The 15,452-nt window shown below is 67.0% G+C and carries 19 protein-coding genes and 1 riboswitch; of the genes, 12 read left to right on the top strand and 7 right to left on the bottom strand.

Annotated elements, in window-relative coordinates; translation table 11 throughout:
• The first annotated feature begins 193 nt into the window (after positions 1–193).
• Positions 194–316, top strand: a riboswitch (TPP riboswitch).
• The 6 genes from thiC (at position 307) to ACGF7Y_RS12200 (ending at position 4,948) form a co-directional block, all read left to right on the top strand.
• Positions 307–1,959, top strand: a complete 1,653-nt coding sequence (thiC, locus tag ACGF7Y_RS12225; RefSeq protein WP_393232536.1) for a phosphomethylpyrimidine synthase ThiC — start codon at positions 307–309, stop codon at positions 1,957–1,959. (Overlaps the previous riboswitch by 10 nt.)
• A gap of 289 nt (positions 1,960–2,248) precedes the next feature.
• Entirely contained in the window at positions 2,249–2,566 is a 318-nt protein-coding gene (locus ACGF7Y_RS12220; RefSeq protein ID WP_393232533.1) for a hypothetical protein, read from the top strand.
• A gap of 16 nt (positions 2,567–2,582) precedes the next feature.
• Complete coding sequence (locus ACGF7Y_RS12215) at positions 2,583–3,473, top strand: hypothetical protein (protein WP_393232530.1); 891 nt, start codon at positions 2,583–2,585, stop codon at positions 3,471–3,473.
• Positions 3,474–3,513: 40 nt separating this feature from the next.
• A complete protein-coding gene (locus tag ACGF7Y_RS12210) occupies positions 3,514–3,891 on the top strand; it encodes a hypothetical protein (protein WP_393232527.1) in 378 nt (125 codons plus the stop codon).
• A 169-nt stretch (positions 3,892–4,060) separates the two neighbouring features.
• A complete protein-coding gene (locus ACGF7Y_RS12205) occupies positions 4,061–4,222 on the top strand; it encodes a hypothetical protein (protein ID WP_393232525.1) in 162 nt (53 codons plus the stop codon).
• A gap of 312 nt (positions 4,223–4,534) precedes the next feature.
• The gene (locus ACGF7Y_RS12200) at positions 4,535–4,948 is read left to right on the top strand and encodes a VOC family protein (protein WP_393232522.1); all 414 of its coding nucleotides are present in this window, start codon (positions 4,535–4,537) and stop codon (positions 4,946–4,948) included.
• 263 nt (positions 4,949–5,211) lie between these two features.
• Here ACGF7Y_RS12200 and ACGF7Y_RS12195 read toward each other — a convergent pair whose 3' ends face one another.
• Positions 5,212–5,619, bottom strand: a complete 408-nt coding sequence (locus ACGF7Y_RS12195; RefSeq protein WP_393232519.1) for a VOC family protein — start codon at positions 5,617–5,619, stop codon at positions 5,212–5,214.
• Positions 5,620–5,675: 56 nt separating this feature from the next.
• Here ACGF7Y_RS12195 and ACGF7Y_RS12190 point away from each other — a divergent pair, with 56 nt between their 5' ends.
• Positions 5,676–6,137, top strand: coding sequence for a MarR family winged helix-turn-helix transcriptional regulator (locus tag ACGF7Y_RS12190; protein WP_393232516.1), 462 nt, complete (start codon positions 5,676–5,678; stop codon positions 6,135–6,137).
• A 151-nt stretch (positions 6,138–6,288) separates the two neighbouring features.
• On the opposite strand, the gene ACGF7Y_RS12185 is transcribed toward ACGF7Y_RS12190, so the two are convergent.
• Positions 6,289–6,846 (bottom strand): TetR/AcrR family transcriptional regulator, encoded by a 558-nt coding sequence (locus ACGF7Y_RS12185; RefSeq protein ID WP_393232514.1) that lies wholly within the window; start codon positions 6,844–6,846, stop codon positions 6,289–6,291.
• Between the two features lie 39 nt (positions 6,847–6,885).
• On the opposite strand from ACGF7Y_RS12185, the gene ACGF7Y_RS12180 reads away from it, so the two are divergent.
• Entirely contained in the window at positions 6,886–8,130 is a 1,245-nt protein-coding gene (locus tag ACGF7Y_RS12180; protein ID WP_393232511.1) for a KasA/KasB family beta-ketoacyl-ACP synthase, read from the top strand.
• Positions 8,131–8,235: 105 nt separating this feature from the next.
• Positions 8,236–9,075 carry a thioesterase family protein gene (locus ACGF7Y_RS12175; RefSeq protein WP_393232509.1) on the top strand — a complete coding sequence of 280 codons (840 nt, stop codon included), beginning with the start codon at positions 8,236–8,238 and terminating at the stop codon, positions 9,073–9,075.
• A 37-nt stretch (positions 9,076–9,112) separates the two neighbouring features.
• Here the strand turns inward: ACGF7Y_RS12175 and ACGF7Y_RS12170 are convergent, their stop codons facing one another.
• Together ACGF7Y_RS12170 and ACGF7Y_RS12165 are read right to left on the bottom strand one after the other, a co-directional pair.
• Positions 9,113–9,520: a glyoxalase superfamily protein gene (locus ACGF7Y_RS12170; RefSeq protein ID WP_393232506.1), complete on the bottom strand. Its 408-nt coding sequence runs from the start codon at positions 9,518–9,520 to the stop codon at positions 9,113–9,115.
• Positions 9,521–9,584: 64 nt separating this feature from the next.
• Positions 9,585–10,229 (bottom strand): TetR/AcrR family transcriptional regulator, encoded by a 645-nt coding sequence (locus ACGF7Y_RS12165; protein ID WP_393232503.1) that lies wholly within the window; start codon positions 10,227–10,229, stop codon positions 9,585–9,587.
• Between the two features lie 85 nt (positions 10,230–10,314).
• Here ACGF7Y_RS12165 and ACGF7Y_RS12160 point away from each other — a divergent pair, with 85 nt between their 5' ends.
• Together ACGF7Y_RS12160 and ACGF7Y_RS12155 are read left to right on the top strand one after the other, a co-directional pair.
• Positions 10,315–11,397, top strand: a complete 1,083-nt coding sequence (locus tag ACGF7Y_RS12160; RefSeq protein WP_393232500.1) for an epoxide hydrolase family protein — start codon at positions 10,315–10,317, stop codon at positions 11,395–11,397.
• A 107-nt stretch (positions 11,398–11,504) separates the two neighbouring features.
• On the top strand, positions 11,505–12,128 hold the full coding sequence (locus ACGF7Y_RS12155; RefSeq protein WP_393232497.1) for an NAD(P)-dependent oxidoreductase: 624 nt from the start codon (positions 11,505–11,507) through the stop codon (positions 12,126–12,128).
• Between the two features lie 63 nt (positions 12,129–12,191).
• On the opposite strand, the gene ACGF7Y_RS12150 is transcribed toward ACGF7Y_RS12155, so the two are convergent.
• Complete coding sequence (locus tag ACGF7Y_RS12150) at positions 12,192–13,328, bottom strand: GTP-binding protein (RefSeq protein ID WP_393232494.1); 1,137 nt, start codon at positions 13,326–13,328, stop codon at positions 12,192–12,194.
• A 90-nt stretch (positions 13,329–13,418) separates the two neighbouring features.
• Between ACGF7Y_RS12150 and thiD the strand changes: the two genes are divergently transcribed.
• Positions 13,419–14,264, top strand: a complete 846-nt coding sequence (gene thiD, locus ACGF7Y_RS12145) for a bifunctional hydroxymethylpyrimidine kinase/phosphomethylpyrimidine kinase (protein WP_393232491.1) — start codon at positions 13,419–13,421, stop codon at positions 14,262–14,264.
• Positions 14,265–14,424: 160 nt separating this feature from the next.
• On the opposite strand, the gene ACGF7Y_RS12140 is transcribed toward thiD, so the two are convergent.
• Together ACGF7Y_RS12140 and ACGF7Y_RS12135 are read right to left on the bottom strand one after the other, a co-directional pair.
• Positions 14,425–15,147: a TetR/AcrR family transcriptional regulator gene (locus tag ACGF7Y_RS12140; protein WP_393233154.1), complete on the bottom strand. Its 723-nt coding sequence runs from the start codon at positions 15,145–15,147 to the stop codon at positions 14,425–14,427.
• 70 nt (positions 15,148–15,217) lie between these two features.
• Positions 15,218–15,340: a hypothetical protein gene (locus tag ACGF7Y_RS12135; RefSeq protein WP_281032571.1), complete on the bottom strand. Its 123-nt coding sequence runs from the start codon at positions 15,338–15,340 to the stop codon at positions 15,218–15,220.
• Between the last annotated feature and the right edge of the window lie 112 nt (positions 15,341–15,452).

Below are 15,452 nucleotides of genomic sequence, written 5' to 3'. Positions count from 1 at the left end.
CGCGGAGTCCGCCGCCACACCTTCCCGAGCGCCTGACCGGTCGCCCGGGTATTCAGCAGCGCCTCGTCCCCGCACGCGACTTTCGACCGCGCCTCGGCACTCGCCCCCGATGCCGCTGCCTGGGAGTTCGCTCGATCGCGGCGAATCGCCGGGCACGCGGCCGGGCGGTCCGGGTATGGTCGGGCGGGAAAATTTCACAACCAACGGGGGCTCGCACCAGTGGGCTGAGAGGACGGCTAGCCGAGAGGCGTCAGGGCCGTCGACCGTATGAACCTGACCGGGTAATGCCGGCGTAGGGAGGAAAAGATGGCACCCGCCGCTGCGTCCGACGGCGCAACCACACCCGTCGACAGCGTCACAACCGGCCCCATCGAGGGCAGCGTCAAGCACTATCTCGAAGTCGAAGACCTGCGCATACCGGTGCGCCGGATCAATCTGACCAATGGCGAACACTTCGACGTCTACGACACGTCGGGGCCGTACACCGACGAGACTGCGACGATCGATCTCGAAGGCGGTCTACCGAAGCTGCGTGACACCTGGACCAGATCCGAGGGGTCGGGCCCGCGCACCCAACTCGCCTGGGCCCGCGAGGGCATCGTCACGCCCGAGATGCGCTTCATCGCCGCGCGCGAAGGCGTCGCGGCGGAGCTGGTGCGCGAGGAGGTCGCCGCCGGCCGCGCGGTGATCCCGGCCAACCATAAGCATCCGGAACTCGAGCCGACCATCATCGGCAAGAAATTCCTGGTCAAGATCAACGCGAACATCGGCAACTCGGCCGTCTCCTCCTCGATCGCCGAGGAGGTGGAGAAGATGGTGTGGGCGACCCGCTGGGGCGCGGACACCATCATGGACCTGTCCACCGGCAAGAACATCCATGAGACGCGCGAGTGGATTCTGCGCAACTCCCCCGTCCCGGTCGGCACCGTGCCGATCTACCAGGCGCTGGAGAAGGTGAACGGCGACCCGACCGCGCTCACCTGGGAGATCTACCGCGACACCGTGATCGAGCAGTGCGAGCAGGGCGTCGACTACATGACCGTGCACGCGGGCGTGCTGCTGCGCTACATCCCGCTGACCGCGAAGCGGGTGACCGGCATCGTCTCGCGCGGCGGGTCGATCATGGCGGCCTGGTGCCTGGCGCATCACCAGGAATCGTTCCTGTACACGCACTTCGAGGAACTCTGCGAGATCCTCGCGCGCTACGACGTCACCTTCTCCCTCGGCGACGGCCTTCGGCCCGGCTCCATCGCCGACGCCAACGACGAGGCGCAATTCGCCGAGCTGCGCACCCTGGGCGAGCTGACCAAGATCGCGAAATCCCATGGCGTGCAGGTGATGATCGAGGGCCCCGGTCACGTGCCGATGCACAAGATCGTGGAGAACGTCCGGCTCGAGGAGGAGTGGTGTGAGGAGGCGCCGTTCTACACGCTCGGCCCGCTCGCCACCGACATCGCACCGGCCTACGACCACATCACCTCGGCCATCGGCGCGGCCATCATCGCGCAGGCGGGCACCGCCATGCTCTGCTACGTCACGCCGAAGGAACACCTGGGCCTGCCCAACCGCGACGACGTGAAAGTCGGCGTGATCACCTACAAGATCGCCGCGCACGCCGCCGACCTGGCCAAGGGACACCCGCACGCCCAGCAGCGGGACGACGAACTGTCCAAGGCCCGTTTCGAATTCCGCTGGCGTGACCAGTTCGCCCTGTCCCTCGACCCGGACACCGCACGCGAGTACCACGACGAAACGTTGCCCGCCGAACCCGCCAAGACCGCGCACTTCTGCTCGATGTGCGGCCCGAAGTTCTGCTCGATGCGAATCTCGGCGGACGTGCGCGAATACGCCGAGCGCCACGGCCTGAACGAGGTCGAGGCGCTGGAAGCGGGCATGGCGGAGAAGTCCGCCGAATTCGCAGGCAAAGGCAACGCCGTCTACCTGCCCGTCGTCTCGTAACGACCACCGCCGCCCGCCGCGATCCGGCGGGCGGCGGGATTCCATTGCCTGCGTCCCGCAGCAGCGCGGTCCCGCAACGATGTCTCGTGCAGCCGGTTGAACACCTCGAGCACGGCTCCATCTGCATGCTCAGCATCGGGAAGGACGCGCCCGGCGCAGCGACCAGAGCGGCTTCGGAGGTGCTCACCATTGTCGAGGAGTCCACGGCCAATCGTTCACGATGAGCGGCTGAGACGGTGAACTAGGCTGGATCGTGCCGGACGAGGGGCGAGTTGGAGGGGGAATCGTTGTGTTCGACGTCAATCCGGAGAACCTGCGGACGGCAGCGCAAGCGTTGGCCGTGTTGCCGACCGAGATAGATGGAGCTGCGCCCCTGGGCGCCGATCAGGTCGACGGTAAGTTGAATGGATCCGCAGTCGGGCACAGCCTGGAGCAGACGACCCAATTGGCGGCCCAAGCGCGAGATGCTTTGAAGGCTAGGTTCACCCGATTCTCAGAACTCCTCGAGCATGCGGCGAGTATCTACCACGATGACGATATGGCCGCCGCCGCCCAACTGGCTGCTGTGACCGATTCGGTCCCGACAGGTGTCCACGATGGTAACTAGAGCGACACCCACCCCGGTGGAGGTGCTGAACTGGGACGTCTCGGCGCTGGCCGGCATCGCAGACAGGTCTGACCAGATCGCGGACCTGATCTTGAAGACATCGAACTCGATGCACACCGTGATCCACGACCTCGCATGGCAGGGACAAGCTCGCGACGCGGCCGAGGTCGAGGCCGACCGCGAGCAAGATCAGATGCGCACGATCGCCACCGCGTTTTATGACCTCGGTACCGCCTGTGCTGGCGCTGCCCGCGACATGGAATACCCGCTGGCGGAGATCAAGACGATTTTCCAGCACTACGTCATCGCACCGGTCACCGTTGCCCACGACTGGAGCATCACCGGGGTCGATGACTGGAGTTCGGAAGCGGGCACGCAACTCTCGCGGTTTAACGGCCTGGTGTTGACTCTGGCGACGGCCGATGCCAAGTGGGGCGCGAAGATCGCCGAGGCCAACGAGAAACTCCAACTGCTCGACTCGACAGAGATTCTGTTCCAGGCCGCCAACGACGGGCTGGTACAACCGCCGGGCGGGTGGAGCAAGGATCCGGGCATGAGGATGGCTCAGGAGATCGCCTACGGTCACGCCTGGACCAAGCACCGCGACGACTTCAAGGGTATGACGCAGGACGAACTCGCGGAGAAGGTTTACCAAATCATTCAGGGTCCACAAATGGAGCGTCTGGGCAAGGACAAAATCGGCAATCCCGTCATGATGAGCTACGACGGGTTCATCGTTATCGTCGACCCCAGCACTACTGATCACGGTACCGTCTACCGGCCCAAGGACCCCTTGGGCGAATTCATCCGCCTCACCAACCAGACCACGGATCCATCGCTGGACCCTTCAAGGGTCCCCGGCGGCACCGGAGGGACGCCCCCCGGAAAACCCGGCGGAAATCGGTAGGCAGTGACAACGACTTCAGGAGAGACTATTGGAATTCGATATGTCGAAGCTGACACCCCCGGAACGCGAGTTCGTGGACGGAGCTCTGGCCAGCTGGGTCGGAGTGTCGACGAACGCACCGATCCCAGTGCGGGCACTGGGGTTCGCCGACCGTGACCGGTTCGATGACGAAGCCTCCAGGCTCCGTCGCGCGGTCCGCGATGGAGCCATACTGACCGAGGTCGAGACCGCGAGGGTGCTGTTCTTGAGCGAACTGGCCTTCGGCAGTGACCTCTTCGGCGCGGGCGTCGAATTCCAACTCGTCAACGCGATCCGCGATACCGAAGCGATCCAGATCTTGCGCTCCCTGCAACGGAAGCTCCATACCCGCGCCGGTGCCAAAGCACTGTTCGAGCCCGATCTCTACGCACCCGAGTAAATCCGAATCGCAGGATGGGGCAGTTCGAAGCGGCGCCGAAATAATCAACCGGCATACACGAGACAGCCGATCGAGACACCCGGCTGCCTGATATATAGCCTATGTAGCAGGCGGGTACGACTACCGGATATCGGTCAACGGCACGCCCTTGAAACGGAGACGATCCGAAATGCACCTGGACTGGGCTGCCCAGCACCCAGGACGGGACGCCGCCGACCGCACATACTTCCTGGTGGAGGTCACTTCCGCGACCGATATCCCGGAACTCCTACTGCGGGAGGCGGAGAACGCGGTCATCGATTCGATTAATTCAACCTATCTCCCTGACTGAGGGAACCAGCGCAGCGAAGGGCCGTCCCCAAGTTCCGGGACGGCCCTTCGAGGTTCTACAACCTTTCTGCGAAGCGTCCGATCCCCAGCAGTAGGGCGTGCAATCGCCACGCTGGAAAAGGTGCTCGGCGATCTGACCGCGACCCAGCGCTTGCCGATCCAGGTACTCGTGCACGAGCGCCGCTACTGGGCTTCCTTGCCCAACCGGCCCGGCGGCCGAACCGGTCAGGATTCAAGAAGCGCTGCCCAGCGGGCCACCAATAGCGTGACCGTCGTGTGCGTCCCCGGCCTCTATGACCTAAGGAGAAACGGAATGAAAGCGAATATCAGCTCGATCCTGCTCGGCGTCCAGGACATGGATCGGTCCAAGCGTTTCTACGTGGACGGGCTCGGTTGGAAGGTCGATCGGGACTACGGCGTGTCGGTGTTCTTCTCGGCCGAGGACGGGCCGCTCATCGGCTTCTACGGTCGCGAGGGTCTGGCCGCCGAGATGGGCACGAGTCCGGAAGGGAGCGGTTTCGGCGGGCTGGCCCTGACCTACGTGGTCCGCAGTGAGGCGCGGGTCGATGAGATTCTCGACGAAGCCGAGAAGGCCGGTGCCACGGTCCTCAAGCCGGCCGCCGCCACGCAGTGGGGTGGGTACGGCGGCACCTTCGCGGACCCGGACGGCTACATCTGGAGCATCGGCTACAGCGCTCAGGGCGAGGATCAGCCATACGCCGAGTAGCTGCCGAGACGAGCCTGCGATGTCCTAGGAGCACTGGGAGATCGAACACCGTTGCCCGGCTTCACGGTTGACAGGCTGTGAAGCCGGAGCGCTGACAGCGGTCAGGTCGGTCGAGCGACGCGGAGCCGTTCTTCACGGCTCCGCGTCGCTGACCACGGATACGTCCACCCCTCCATAGGGTCAGCTTGATCCGGGAAGAGGTGCGGATCGAAAGCGTCCGTCCACACATGGCCGGCGCTTTTCCGATCAGAACCGCTCGGCGATCAGTAGGACTGGAGTTCGATCAGCGTGCCCTCCGGGTCACGCAGGTGGGCGGTGCGCAGCCCGGGGCCCCACTGCGGCCGATCGGCCGGACCTGCGACAACCGTCGCGCCGTGCTCGGCGCACAGTTTCGCACCCGCGTCGACATCGCGGACCCGGCAGACGAACATGACCGCGTCCTGCGACGGCGCGGCTCGCTCCGACAGCGCCGACGTCGCGACGACCTCCGCCATCGCGGAGCGATCGAAGAGCACAAGCGCACCTTGGTCCCCGACGTCCCAGTTCGCATAGGGACCCGCAGCGGTTCCCTTGATCAGGGTCGCCCCGATCAGCTCGGGCAGCACGGCCGCGTAGAACTCGAAGCATTCGGCGAATCGGGTGACCAGGAGTCTCGGATGAAGTGCGTCCACGGCGTCTCCAACTAGTTGGTGCGGACCTATTGTAGGTCGGCACCTACAATAGATCGATGGACTCCGGACGCGCACTGCCGCCGAGCCTGCTCGGCCTCGACATCTACCTCCTGTCCCGGGTGGGCAAGACCGCGCGCGGCCGATTCGCCGACCGGCTGGCCGCCCGCGGCCTGCGGCTGTGGCACATGGCGATCCTCGCGGCGCTGGCCGATTTCGGCCCGCACGCCCAACGGGATCTCGCCGAGCGCCTGGCCATCCACCCCAGCGACGTCGCCAAGATCGTCGACGAACTGGAAGCCGCCGGTCAGGTCGAACGCGCGCGCGACGACCGCGACCGTCGCCGAATCACAGTGCGCATCACCCGCACCGGCCGCGCCGCATTGCGATCCCTCGATCGCGAGGCCGGTCGGGTCGGCGACGAAATCCTCGCCCCGTTGGACCCGGCCGAGCGCGATCGACTACATGCGATGCTGGAACGCGTCTTCGCGCATGCGCATCCGGAGTCCGCTATCGAGTGACTCCGCGACGACCCGCTGCGCGAGGATCTCCGGCGGCATCGGGCGAGTCACGACAACCTTGTTTTGTCGCTCCTACGAGTCGGATGCACGGTCACCGTCGTACCATGACCGGCTACACCGCCGCCCGGCCTGGGTGCGCCGATACGCGAGATCAGAGCACCGTCTGCTCGATCAGGCGGCGAGCCGCGCGATCGGTGCGCTCGACCTCGCCGGTGATCATCCTGTCTTGCAAAATCCCGCGCAGGCCCGACACAAGCAGAGTCGCGACGACTTCAGGGTCCTCAATGGACTGAAGGGTGCGCAGCCCGTCCGCCAGCGCCGACACGAACACGGCGATGGCCGAAACGGCGTAGTCGGCATACGGACTCCGTGGCGCGCACGCCGCGCCGAGAACCTGGAGCATCACCCGGACGCTCGTCCGGCCCTCGCCCGAGGTGTTGGCGGTCCAGAAGTCCCACAACCGGTCGCGAAGTTCGGACGCGTCACCGATGTCGGCGAAGAAGGCCGCGATGTCGGGTCGCTGCGTCGCCAGCGCTTGGACCAGCAGCTCTTCTTTGGTCGTGAAGTAGTAGATCAGCATGCGCGAGCTGGTGCCGAGTTCGGCGGCCAGCGGGCGCAGCGACAGGTCCGCGAGACCGTGGTCGGCGATGTAGCGCACCACGGCGGCGAGCAGTTCGGCGCGTTTGGCGTGGTCTAGGGGGCGGGCCATGGGTTGACTGTAGCGATTGGTACAGGTATTCATGACATCGTGACTGTAACAATCGCTTCAGAAACTCGGGATTCGGTGGTCGTCACCGGGTACGCGGCGACCACGTCGCTGGCCGACGACATGGACACGACCTGGTCCGGATTACTGGCGGGCCGAAGCGGAATCGGCGCGCTCGAGGACGATTTCGTCGCCGAGTACGACCTGCCGGTCCGCATCGGCGGCAAGCTGAAGTCACAGCCCGGCGCCGAACTCACCCGGGTCGAACAGCGCAGGCATTCCTACGTCGAGCAGATGGCGCTGGTGCTCGGCCGCCGGGTCTGGCGTTCCGCCGGCGCGCCCGAGGTGGACTGCGACCGATTGGCGGTGGCTATCGGCACCGGACTCGGGGGCGGCGACGCGCTGATCTCGGCGGTCGACGCGATGCGCGCGGGCGGCTATCGCAAGGTGTCGCCGATGTCGGTGCCGATGGTGATGCCGAACGGTCCCGCCGCCACCGTCGGGCTCGAGATCGGAGCGCGGGCCGGCGTTTTCGCTCCGGTGTCGGCCTGCTCCTCGGGTTCGGAGGCGATCGCGCACGCGTGGCGGCTGATCACCACCGGCGAGGCGGACGTGGTGGTGGCGGGCGGCGTCGAAGGGCATATCGACGCCGTGCCCATCGCGAGTTTCGCCATGATGCGCGCCATGAGCACCCGCAACGACGACCCGGAACGCGCGTCGCGCCCGTTCGACCGGGACCGCGACGGATTCGTCTTCGGCGAGGCGGGCGCGCTGCTGGTGCTCGAGTCCGAGCGGCACGCTCGCGCGCGCGGGGCCACCGTGCACGGGCGGGTGCTGGGCGCGGGCATCACCTCCGACGCCTATCACATCGTCGCGTCCGAGCCGGAGGGCATCGGCGCCGCTCGCGCGATGCGCAAGGCCATCGAGACCGCGGGACTGCGAGCTTCGGACATCCAGCATGTGAACGCGCACGCCACGTCGACCTCCATCGGCGACGCGTCGGAGGCCAACGCGATCGCCTCCGTCGTGCCCGATGCCTCGGTCTACGCGCCGAAATCCGCGCTCGGGCATTCCATCGGGGCGGTCGGCGCGTTGGAGTCGCTGGTCACCATGCTCACCCTGCGGGATCAGGTCGTCCCGCCCACGTTGAATCTCGACAATCTCGACCCGGCGATCGACCTGGACATCGTGGCGGGCGCGCCGCGCACCCAGCGCATCGATTTCGCGCTGAACAATTCGTTCGGCTTCGGGGGGCACAACGTCGCGCTGGCGTTCGGCCGGGTCTGACCTCGAGTTCCGTTCCGGAGCGGGCTACCGTCGTTGTACAACCGACCGATCGGCCCGAAGGACGGACAGCGACGTGAGCGAGCACCGGCGAAGGAACCGAGGACCGTGCGCGCGGGCGCGCACGACGGAATCGAGCGCGGGCGGGGCGCTGTGAGCGACGCCTTCTACCTTCCCGACCCCGACCGGCCGGATCGCTTTCTGTCCACCGAGTTGACCCGCGGCCCCTGGTCGCCGGACGCCCAGCACGCGGGTCCGCCCTCGGCGCTGCTCGGGCACGTGATCGAGCGGTGCGAGCCGCGCCCGGGGTTCCAGGTCGGCCGGGTCGCGGTCGAAATCCTCGGCCCGGTGCCGCTGGCACCGCTGACCGCCGCGGCGCGGGTCGTCCGCCCCGGCCGCAGCGTCGAACTCATCGAGGCGACGCTGTCCACCGAGCGCGGGCCGGTGATGCGCGCGAATGCCTGGCGGTTCAAGCTGTCCGAACCGGAATTGCCGCTGCCGGAACGTTTCCTGCCCACCGGCACACGTCCCGGTCCCGAACACGCGGACGTGCCCGCGCCGTTCCCCTCCACCCAACCGGTGGGCTTCCACACCGCCATCGAATACCGCTTCGTCAGCGGCTCCTTCACCGAGCCCGGCCCGGCGGTGTGCTGGATCAGGATCAAATATCCGATCGTCGCGGGCACCGACCCGAGTCCGCTGGAACGCACCCTCGCGGCGGCGGATTCCGGAAACGGCGTCAGCGCGGTCATGGACTGGTCGAAGTACCTGTTCATCAACACCGACCTGACGGTCACCCTGCACCGCCAGCCCGCAGGTGAATGGGTCTGCCTCGACGCCGTCACCTACCCCCAACCCCATGGCATAGGTATGGCCGAATCGGCGCTCTACGACGAAAAGGGCCCCTTGGGCCGCAGCACGCAAACCCTCCTACTCGGCAACCGATAGCCGAGGCAGACCCACTCGGCGTTCGTCGCGACAACGCTCACGGACGGGTCGAGATCTGCTGGACGCCCCAGCCGTTCCCGTCCGGGTCGGTGAAGAAGAAGAATCCGACGTTGTCGAGTGGGTCGGGCATGGGGGTGGGGTTCTCGCCGAAGACTTGGATTTCGGTGACCTCGACGCCTCGGGCGGTGAGCTCCTCGTGGGCTTTGCGCAGGTCGTTGACCACGAGTTGCAGGCCTTGCTGGGAGCCGGGTGTCATGTCGGGCACCGCGCCCTTGCCGATGACGATCGAACAACCCGAGCCGGGTGGGGTCAGTTGCACGATGCGGACGTTGTCGTCGATCTTCGTATCGTGGTCGACGGCGAAGCCGAGTCGCTCCGCGTAGAAGTTCTTGGCCCGGTCGATATCCGACACGGGCACGATGACGACCTCGAGTGTCCAGTTCACGGCGCATCCTTTCGGGGCGGACAGCGGTATTCCTACCAGTGCGGACCGGTGGGCGCGGGAGAAATCATCGCCGAGCCCAGCGCCAGTTGAACTCGTCCGGCGCGGGCGGGGGGCCGGGGAGTTCGCCGTCCGCGCTCAGCCCGGCCAGGAGCATCGCGAGCACGCGGCGGCGCAGCTGGACCGTGCGCTGCGGATCAGGCACCGCGACGGCCGCGCAGGACTCCAGGATCAGGCCGAGATCCTGCGGGGTGACGTCCGAACGCAGTTCGCCGGTGGCGTGGGCGCGGCGCACGAGATCCTCCGTGACCTTCGCGGAGTGCTGCACATCGGGCAGCATCGATTCGTCGGGGGTGAAAGTGCCCGCGAGATGCACTGCCAGCGAGTGCACGTCGGCGTCCACCACTCGCTCGAGAAAGCCGACCAGGCCGTGCCAGCCGTCCGGATCTTCCAGCGCCGCATCGGCTTCCGCGTTGTACCGGCGCAGACCGTCGTGGCAGAGCGTGCGCAGCAGCACCTCCTTGCTCGGATAGCGGCGATACAGCGCACTGATCCCGACGCCCGCGCGTTCCGCGACGGCGGAGATCGGGGCCGTGGCGTCGGCGAGGAACACGGCTCGGGCGGCCTCCAGAATCAAGCCGTCGTTGCGGGCGGCCTGCGCCTTACGGCCAGGTAGACCCTTCTGAGCTGGGGCGTCGGATGTCTTCGGCATGACACCAGGATAGCACTTGAACGGAATGATCCGTTCTGCTACGGTTCAATCAGAACAGAGCATTCCGTTTCAAAAGGAGCAGGAAATGTCCGCGATCACCCCCTTCCGCATCGACGTCGACCAGGCCGACCTGGACGACCTGCGCGACCGCCTCGCCCGCACCCGCTGGGCCGAGCAGATCCCGGGCTCGGGCGATACCTACGGGGTGAGCGTCGAGCGCGTGCGCCACCTCGTCGACTACTGGCGCGACGGGTTCGACTGGCGCGGGGTGGAGAATTCGTTGAACGCCTACCCGCAGTTCACCACCGAGATCGACGGCCAGAACATCCATTTCCTGCACGTGAAGTCCACCCGGGAGAACGCGTTTCCGCTGATCCTCACGCACGGCTGGCCCGGTACCTTCGTCGAGTTCGTCGGCGTCATCGAGCCGCTCACCGCCGCCGGGTTCGATCTGGTGATCCCCTCCGTGCCGGGATACGGCTTCTCCGGCCCCACCACCGAAGCGGGCTGGAACGACAGCCGGATCGCGCGCGCCTGGGCGGAGCTGATGCGGCGGCTCGGCTACACCCGCTACGGCGCGGTGGGCAACGACGGCGGTTCGCAGATCTCGCCGGAACTCGGGCGGGTGGCGCCGGACCAGGTGGTCGGCGTGCACGTGACGCAGGTGTACTCGTTCCCGTCCGGCGATCCGGCGGAGCTGGCCGATCTCGATGAGGACGAGCAGCGGTCGTTGGCCACCCTGGACTGGTTCGCGAAGAACAAGATGGGCTTCAACGTGCTGCAATCGCAGCAACCGCAGACGCTGGCGCACGCGATCACGGACTCGCCCGCCGGGCTGGTCGGCTGGAACGGCCAGTTGCTCGGTGCGGACCTCGACGACGACTTCGTGCTGACCAACATCGCGATCCACTGGCTCACCGGCACCGCGGGTTCGGCGATCCGGCACTACTTCGAGAAGGACAAGGCCGAGCACCCCACGGCGCCGACCACGGTTCCGCTCGCGCTGTGCGGCTCCACCGGGGACTTCCACGGCATCCGCCGCTTCGCCGAGCGCGACCACAACATCGTGTCGTGGCGCACGCACGACGTGTTCACCCACTACCTGCACCACGTGGCGCCCGCGTTGATGGCGGAGGAGATCACGGAGTTCTTCGCGAAGCTGCGCTGAGACTGTCGCTTATGGCATCGAGACTTGTGGCCATGGTTCGTCTCGTTTCCGGCTGATGTACTGGATTCATCAACGACACAGCAGCTTTCGAAACAGGAGAGAAAACCATGAAAATCGCAGTCTTCGGAGCCACCGGGACCGTCGGCCGTCTCGTCGTCGAGCGGGCGCTGCGGGAGGGCCACGAGGTGACGGCCTTCACCCGCAGCGCCGCGAGCGTCACGCAGCGGCACGAGCGGCTGCGCGTGATGGAAGGCGATGTGCTGGACACGAATTCGGTGCGGCGAGCGGTGCAGGGGCAGGACGCGGTGCTGATCTCGCTCGGCAACGGGCGCAAGGGCGTGGTCCGGGCGGGCGGCACCGCAGCGGTCATCGACGCGATGAATCACACTGGCGTCAAGCGGCTGATCTGCCAGACGACGCTCGGCGTCGGCGACAGCCGGGGCAACCTGAACTTCCTGTGGAAGTACGTGATGTTCGGGTTGCTGCTGCGCCCCGCTTATGCCGATCACGTCCGGCAGGAGGAATACGTCCTGGCCAGCGACCTGGACTGGACGATAGTGCGGCCGAGCGCGTTCACCGACGGACCGGCCACCGGCAGCTACCGGCGCGGATTCCCGGCGGGCGAGCGCGGTCTGAGCCTGAAGATCGCCCGTGCCGACATCGCCGACTTCATGATCGAGCAACTGACCGACACGACTTACCTCCGCCAGGCGCCTGGAATCTCGAACTGAGCGCGCCATGCGGTGGCGCGGCAGCGGCCCGTGCCCCGGAACCGGGAGCACGGGCCGCAATCTTCAGGCGTGCTCGTGCAGTTCACCCCACGCCGGGAAGGGATCGGGATACTCAGCCCAAGCGCCCGGCCCCTCGGCGAACTCCGCGTCGGTGAGCAGGGCGCCATCCAGTAGCGAGCGCACCTTGTCGCAATCCAGCTTTATCCCGATGAAGACGATCTCCTGCCCCGGCGGCACTTCCAGCGACGACCACCAGGCGGCGGGTTCGAAGACCAGGTTCGGCCCCGCTTGCGACCACACCGCGGCCAGCGTCGACCGGCTCGCGATCCAGCAGAATCCTTTGCTGCGCAGGAGCCCTCGCAACTGCTCCAGCGCGTCGGAGAGGCGCAGCGGATGGAACGGCCGATCCGCGGTGTAGGTGAGGCTGCGAATGCCGTACTCCTCGGTCTCCGGCGTGTGCCCACCGGCGAGCTCCTCCGCCCAGCCCTCGGCCTCCGCGGCGACCACCGGGTCGTAGCGGCCGGTGTCCAGGACCTCGGCCAGATCGACCACGCCGTTGCTGGTGCGCAGCACGTGGGCGCGCGGGTTCATGCGGCGCACCGTCGCCTCCACCGCCCCCGCCGCGGCCGCGCCGACCAGGTCGGTCTTGTTGACCAGCAGGACGTCGGCGAACTCGACCTGATCCACCAGCAGGTCGGCGATGGTGCGCGCGTCGCCGTCGCCCGCTTGCAGGTTCCGCTCCGCCAGCGCCTGCCCGCGCGCCACCTCCGCGAGGAAGGTCGAAGCGTCGACCACGGTCACCATGGTGTCCAGCCGAGCGACGTCACCGAGCCGGAAGCCGTCCTCGAATTCCCAGTCGAACGTCGCGGCCACCGGCATCGGCTCGGAGATGCCGGTCGATTCGATCACCAATTGATCGAAGCGGCCTTCGCGAGCGAGCCGGGCCACGGCTTCGATCAGGTCCTCGCGCAGGGTGCAGCAGATGCAGCCGTTGGTCAGCTCGACCAGCTTCTCCTCGGTGCGGTCCAGGTGGCCATGGCCGGCGACCAGCGCGGCGTCGATGTTGACCTCGCTCATGTCGTTGACGATGACCGCCACCCGGCGACCCTCCCGGTTGGCCAGGATGTAGTTGAGCAGCGTCGTCTTGCCCGCACCGAGGAAGCCGGACAGCACGGTGACGGGAAGCAGGTCGGAGTCCATGACATTAATGATAACGATTTTCATTTGCTATCCGCGAGCGGGTTCCGGTTGCCGGTGGCCACCGGACCGGGTCGCCGTAGGGTTTGTGTCGTGAAACTGCTGCCATTGCCCGCCGAGGGGCAGACCCCCGTCCGGGCGCTCACCATCGCCGGTACCGATTCCGGCGGAGGCGCCGGAATCCAAGCCGATACCCGCACCATGGCGCTGTGCGGTGTGCACGCACTGGTGGCCGTCGCGGCGGTGACCGTGCAGAACACGGTGGGCGTCAGCGGCTTTCACGAGATTCCGCCGCAGGTCGTCGCCGATCAGGTGCGCTCGGTGACCACGGACATCGGCGTCGGCGCCGCGAAGACCGGCATGCTCGCCTCCACCGCGATCATCGAGGCGGTCGCGGCGGTGTGCCAGGAGGTCGGCATCGGTCGCGACGGCGACATTCCGCTGGTCGTCGATCCGGTCGCGGCCTCGATGCACGGCGATCCGCTGCTGCATGCCGAGGCGCTCGACGCACTACGCAGCACCCTGATCCCGCTCGCCACCGTGGTGACACCGAACCTGGACGAGGTTCGCCTGCTCACGGGTATCGACGTCGACGACGATGATTCGGCGCGGCGCGCCGCCGAGGCGCTGCACAAGCTGGGGCCGCGGTGGGCGATCGTGAAGGGCGGGCACCTGCGTTCCTCCGAGTACAGCACCGACCTGCTGTTCGACGGCGAGCGGTTCCTCGAGTTCACCGCCCCGCGCATCGCGACCGGCAACGACCACGGCGGCGGCGACACGCTGGCCGCCGCGACCGCCTGCGCGCTGGCCCACGGCTATTCGGTGCCCGAAGCGATCGAGTTCGCCAAGGAGTGGACCTATCGCTGCCTGGCCGCGTCCTACGATCTGGGCGCGGGCCACGGGCCGGTCTCCCCGCTGTGGCGATTGCATGGAAACTGAGCGGGGCAACCGCTCGGCGCACGCCATTTCCTGTCGGTGGGCGCTGCGATACTGAAGACGTCGCCGACACGGATGGCTTCAACGGCGAGGCGATCGGAACAACGACGTTCGGCGTGGATGCGGCGAAGACCTCGGCGCCCGGCCCGGGGGGCGCTGGCGGTCACATAGCGGAAAAGGCGCGGTGCAGTGGAAGATCGGCTGCGATCGCGATGCCGTGCAGCCGAGCGCTGGCCGCCACGAGCGCGAAGATGATCTCGCTCAGATAGGCGGCGAACTGCTCGACCGGCATGGCGGGCGGCTCCACCCGGTTCACCCCCAGCCACCAATCGGTGGCCGAGGCCACCGCACCGAAGATCGAATAGATCACCAGTTCCGCGCTCGCGACCTGCACCGACTCCTCGTCCACGACACCGGCGAACAGTTCGGCGGCGCGGTGGGCGGACTGCCGGGCCGATTGCAGCGCGCGGTCGGCGTCGTCGGAGCGTTGCGTGAAGTGGCTGTGCAGCATGAACCGGAAGACGTTCGGTTGCCGCGACACCACCTGCGCGTATTCGGACGCGGCGCGGCGCACCAGGTCAGCGGCCGAGTCGCCGGTCAGGTCGAAACTGGTCATGATCTGTTCCCAGAGCATGTCGCGCACCCGGTCGACGATCGCGTTGTAGAGGTCGGTCTTGTCTTCGAAATGGCGATACAGCTTCGGTTTGGCCGCGCCCGCCTCCTTGGCGATATCGCCCATGCTGACCGCGGGGCCGAACTTGTCGAGCGCGCGGAAAGCCGCGTCGACGAATTCTTCGCGCACCTTCCTGCGATGCTCGCGCCAACGCTCGGTGCGCGCGTCCACACGTTTGCGCGGCGGGTCGTCTTCCGTCCGGCCGCTGAGCATCACGAATCCGGATGCTACCTGTCGGCCCGGGTACGGAGACCCGGCCGTCTGCCGGGTCCCGTCCCACCGGTCAGTGTTTGCTGGAACCAGCGCCGCTGTCACCCGCGGTCTTGGCCTTCTTCTCCGCTCGCTTTTCCTTCAGGGACTTCCCGGATTTCTTGGACATCGAACTGCGCGGAGATTTGTCGGACAAACGTGGTCCTTTGCTCGGAGAACCTGAATGGTCCCGCTGTCATCGACCGTACGCTACGGGGCCTGCCCATGGCGTGATCCGGCTCGGGCGGCACCCCCAGGAACCTCACAGC

The organism is Nocardia sp. NPDC047654 (assembly GCF_043205035.1).
Classification (GTDB): Bacteria; Actinomycetota; Actinomycetes; order Mycobacteriales; family Mycobacteriaceae; genus Nocardia.
The sequence above is the reverse complement of the archived record's forward strand: the minus strand, read 5'-3'. Positions and strand labels throughout refer to the sequence as shown.

Coding starts and splice junctions, on each gene's coding strand:
- ACGF7Y_RS12165 (WP_393232503.1), bottom strand. CDS start 10,229: ATGCCGAAGACATCCGACGCCCCAGCTCAGAAGGGTCTACCTGGCCGT.
- ACGF7Y_RS12210 (WP_393232527.1), top strand. CDS start 3,514: ATGTCGAAGCTGACACCCCCGGAACGCGAGTTCGTGGACGGAGCTCTG.
- ACGF7Y_RS12150 (WP_393232494.1), bottom strand. CDS start 13,328: ATGGACTCCGACCTGCTTCCCGTCACCGTGCTGTCCGGCTTCCTCGGT.
- ACGF7Y_RS12190 (WP_393232516.1), top strand. CDS start 5,676: ATGGACTCCGGACGCGCACTGCCGCCGAGCCTGCTCGGCCTCGACATC.
- thiC (WP_393232536.1), top strand. CDS start 307: ATGGCACCCGCCGCTGCGTCCGACGGCGCAACCACACCCGTCGACAGC.
- ACGF7Y_RS12200 (WP_393232522.1), top strand. CDS start 4,535: ATGAAAGCGAATATCAGCTCGATCCTGCTCGGCGTCCAGGACATGGAT.
- ACGF7Y_RS12155 (WP_393232497.1), top strand. CDS start 11,505: ATGAAAATCGCAGTCTTCGGAGCCACCGGGACCGTCGGCCGTCTCGTC.
- ACGF7Y_RS12140 (WP_393233154.1), bottom strand. CDS start 15,147: ATGCTCAGCGGCCGGACGGAAGACGACCCGCCGCGCAAACGTGTGGAC.
- ACGF7Y_RS12160 (WP_393232500.1), top strand. CDS start 10,315: ATGTCCGCGATCACCCCCTTCCGCATCGACGTCGACCAGGCCGACCTG.
- ACGF7Y_RS12205 (WP_393232525.1), top strand. CDS start 4,061: ATGCACCTGGACTGGGCTGCCCAGCACCCAGGACGGGACGCCGCCGAC.
- ACGF7Y_RS12185 (WP_393232514.1), bottom strand. CDS start 6,846: ATGGCCCGCCCCCTAGACCACGCCAAACGCGCCGAACTGCTCGCCGCC.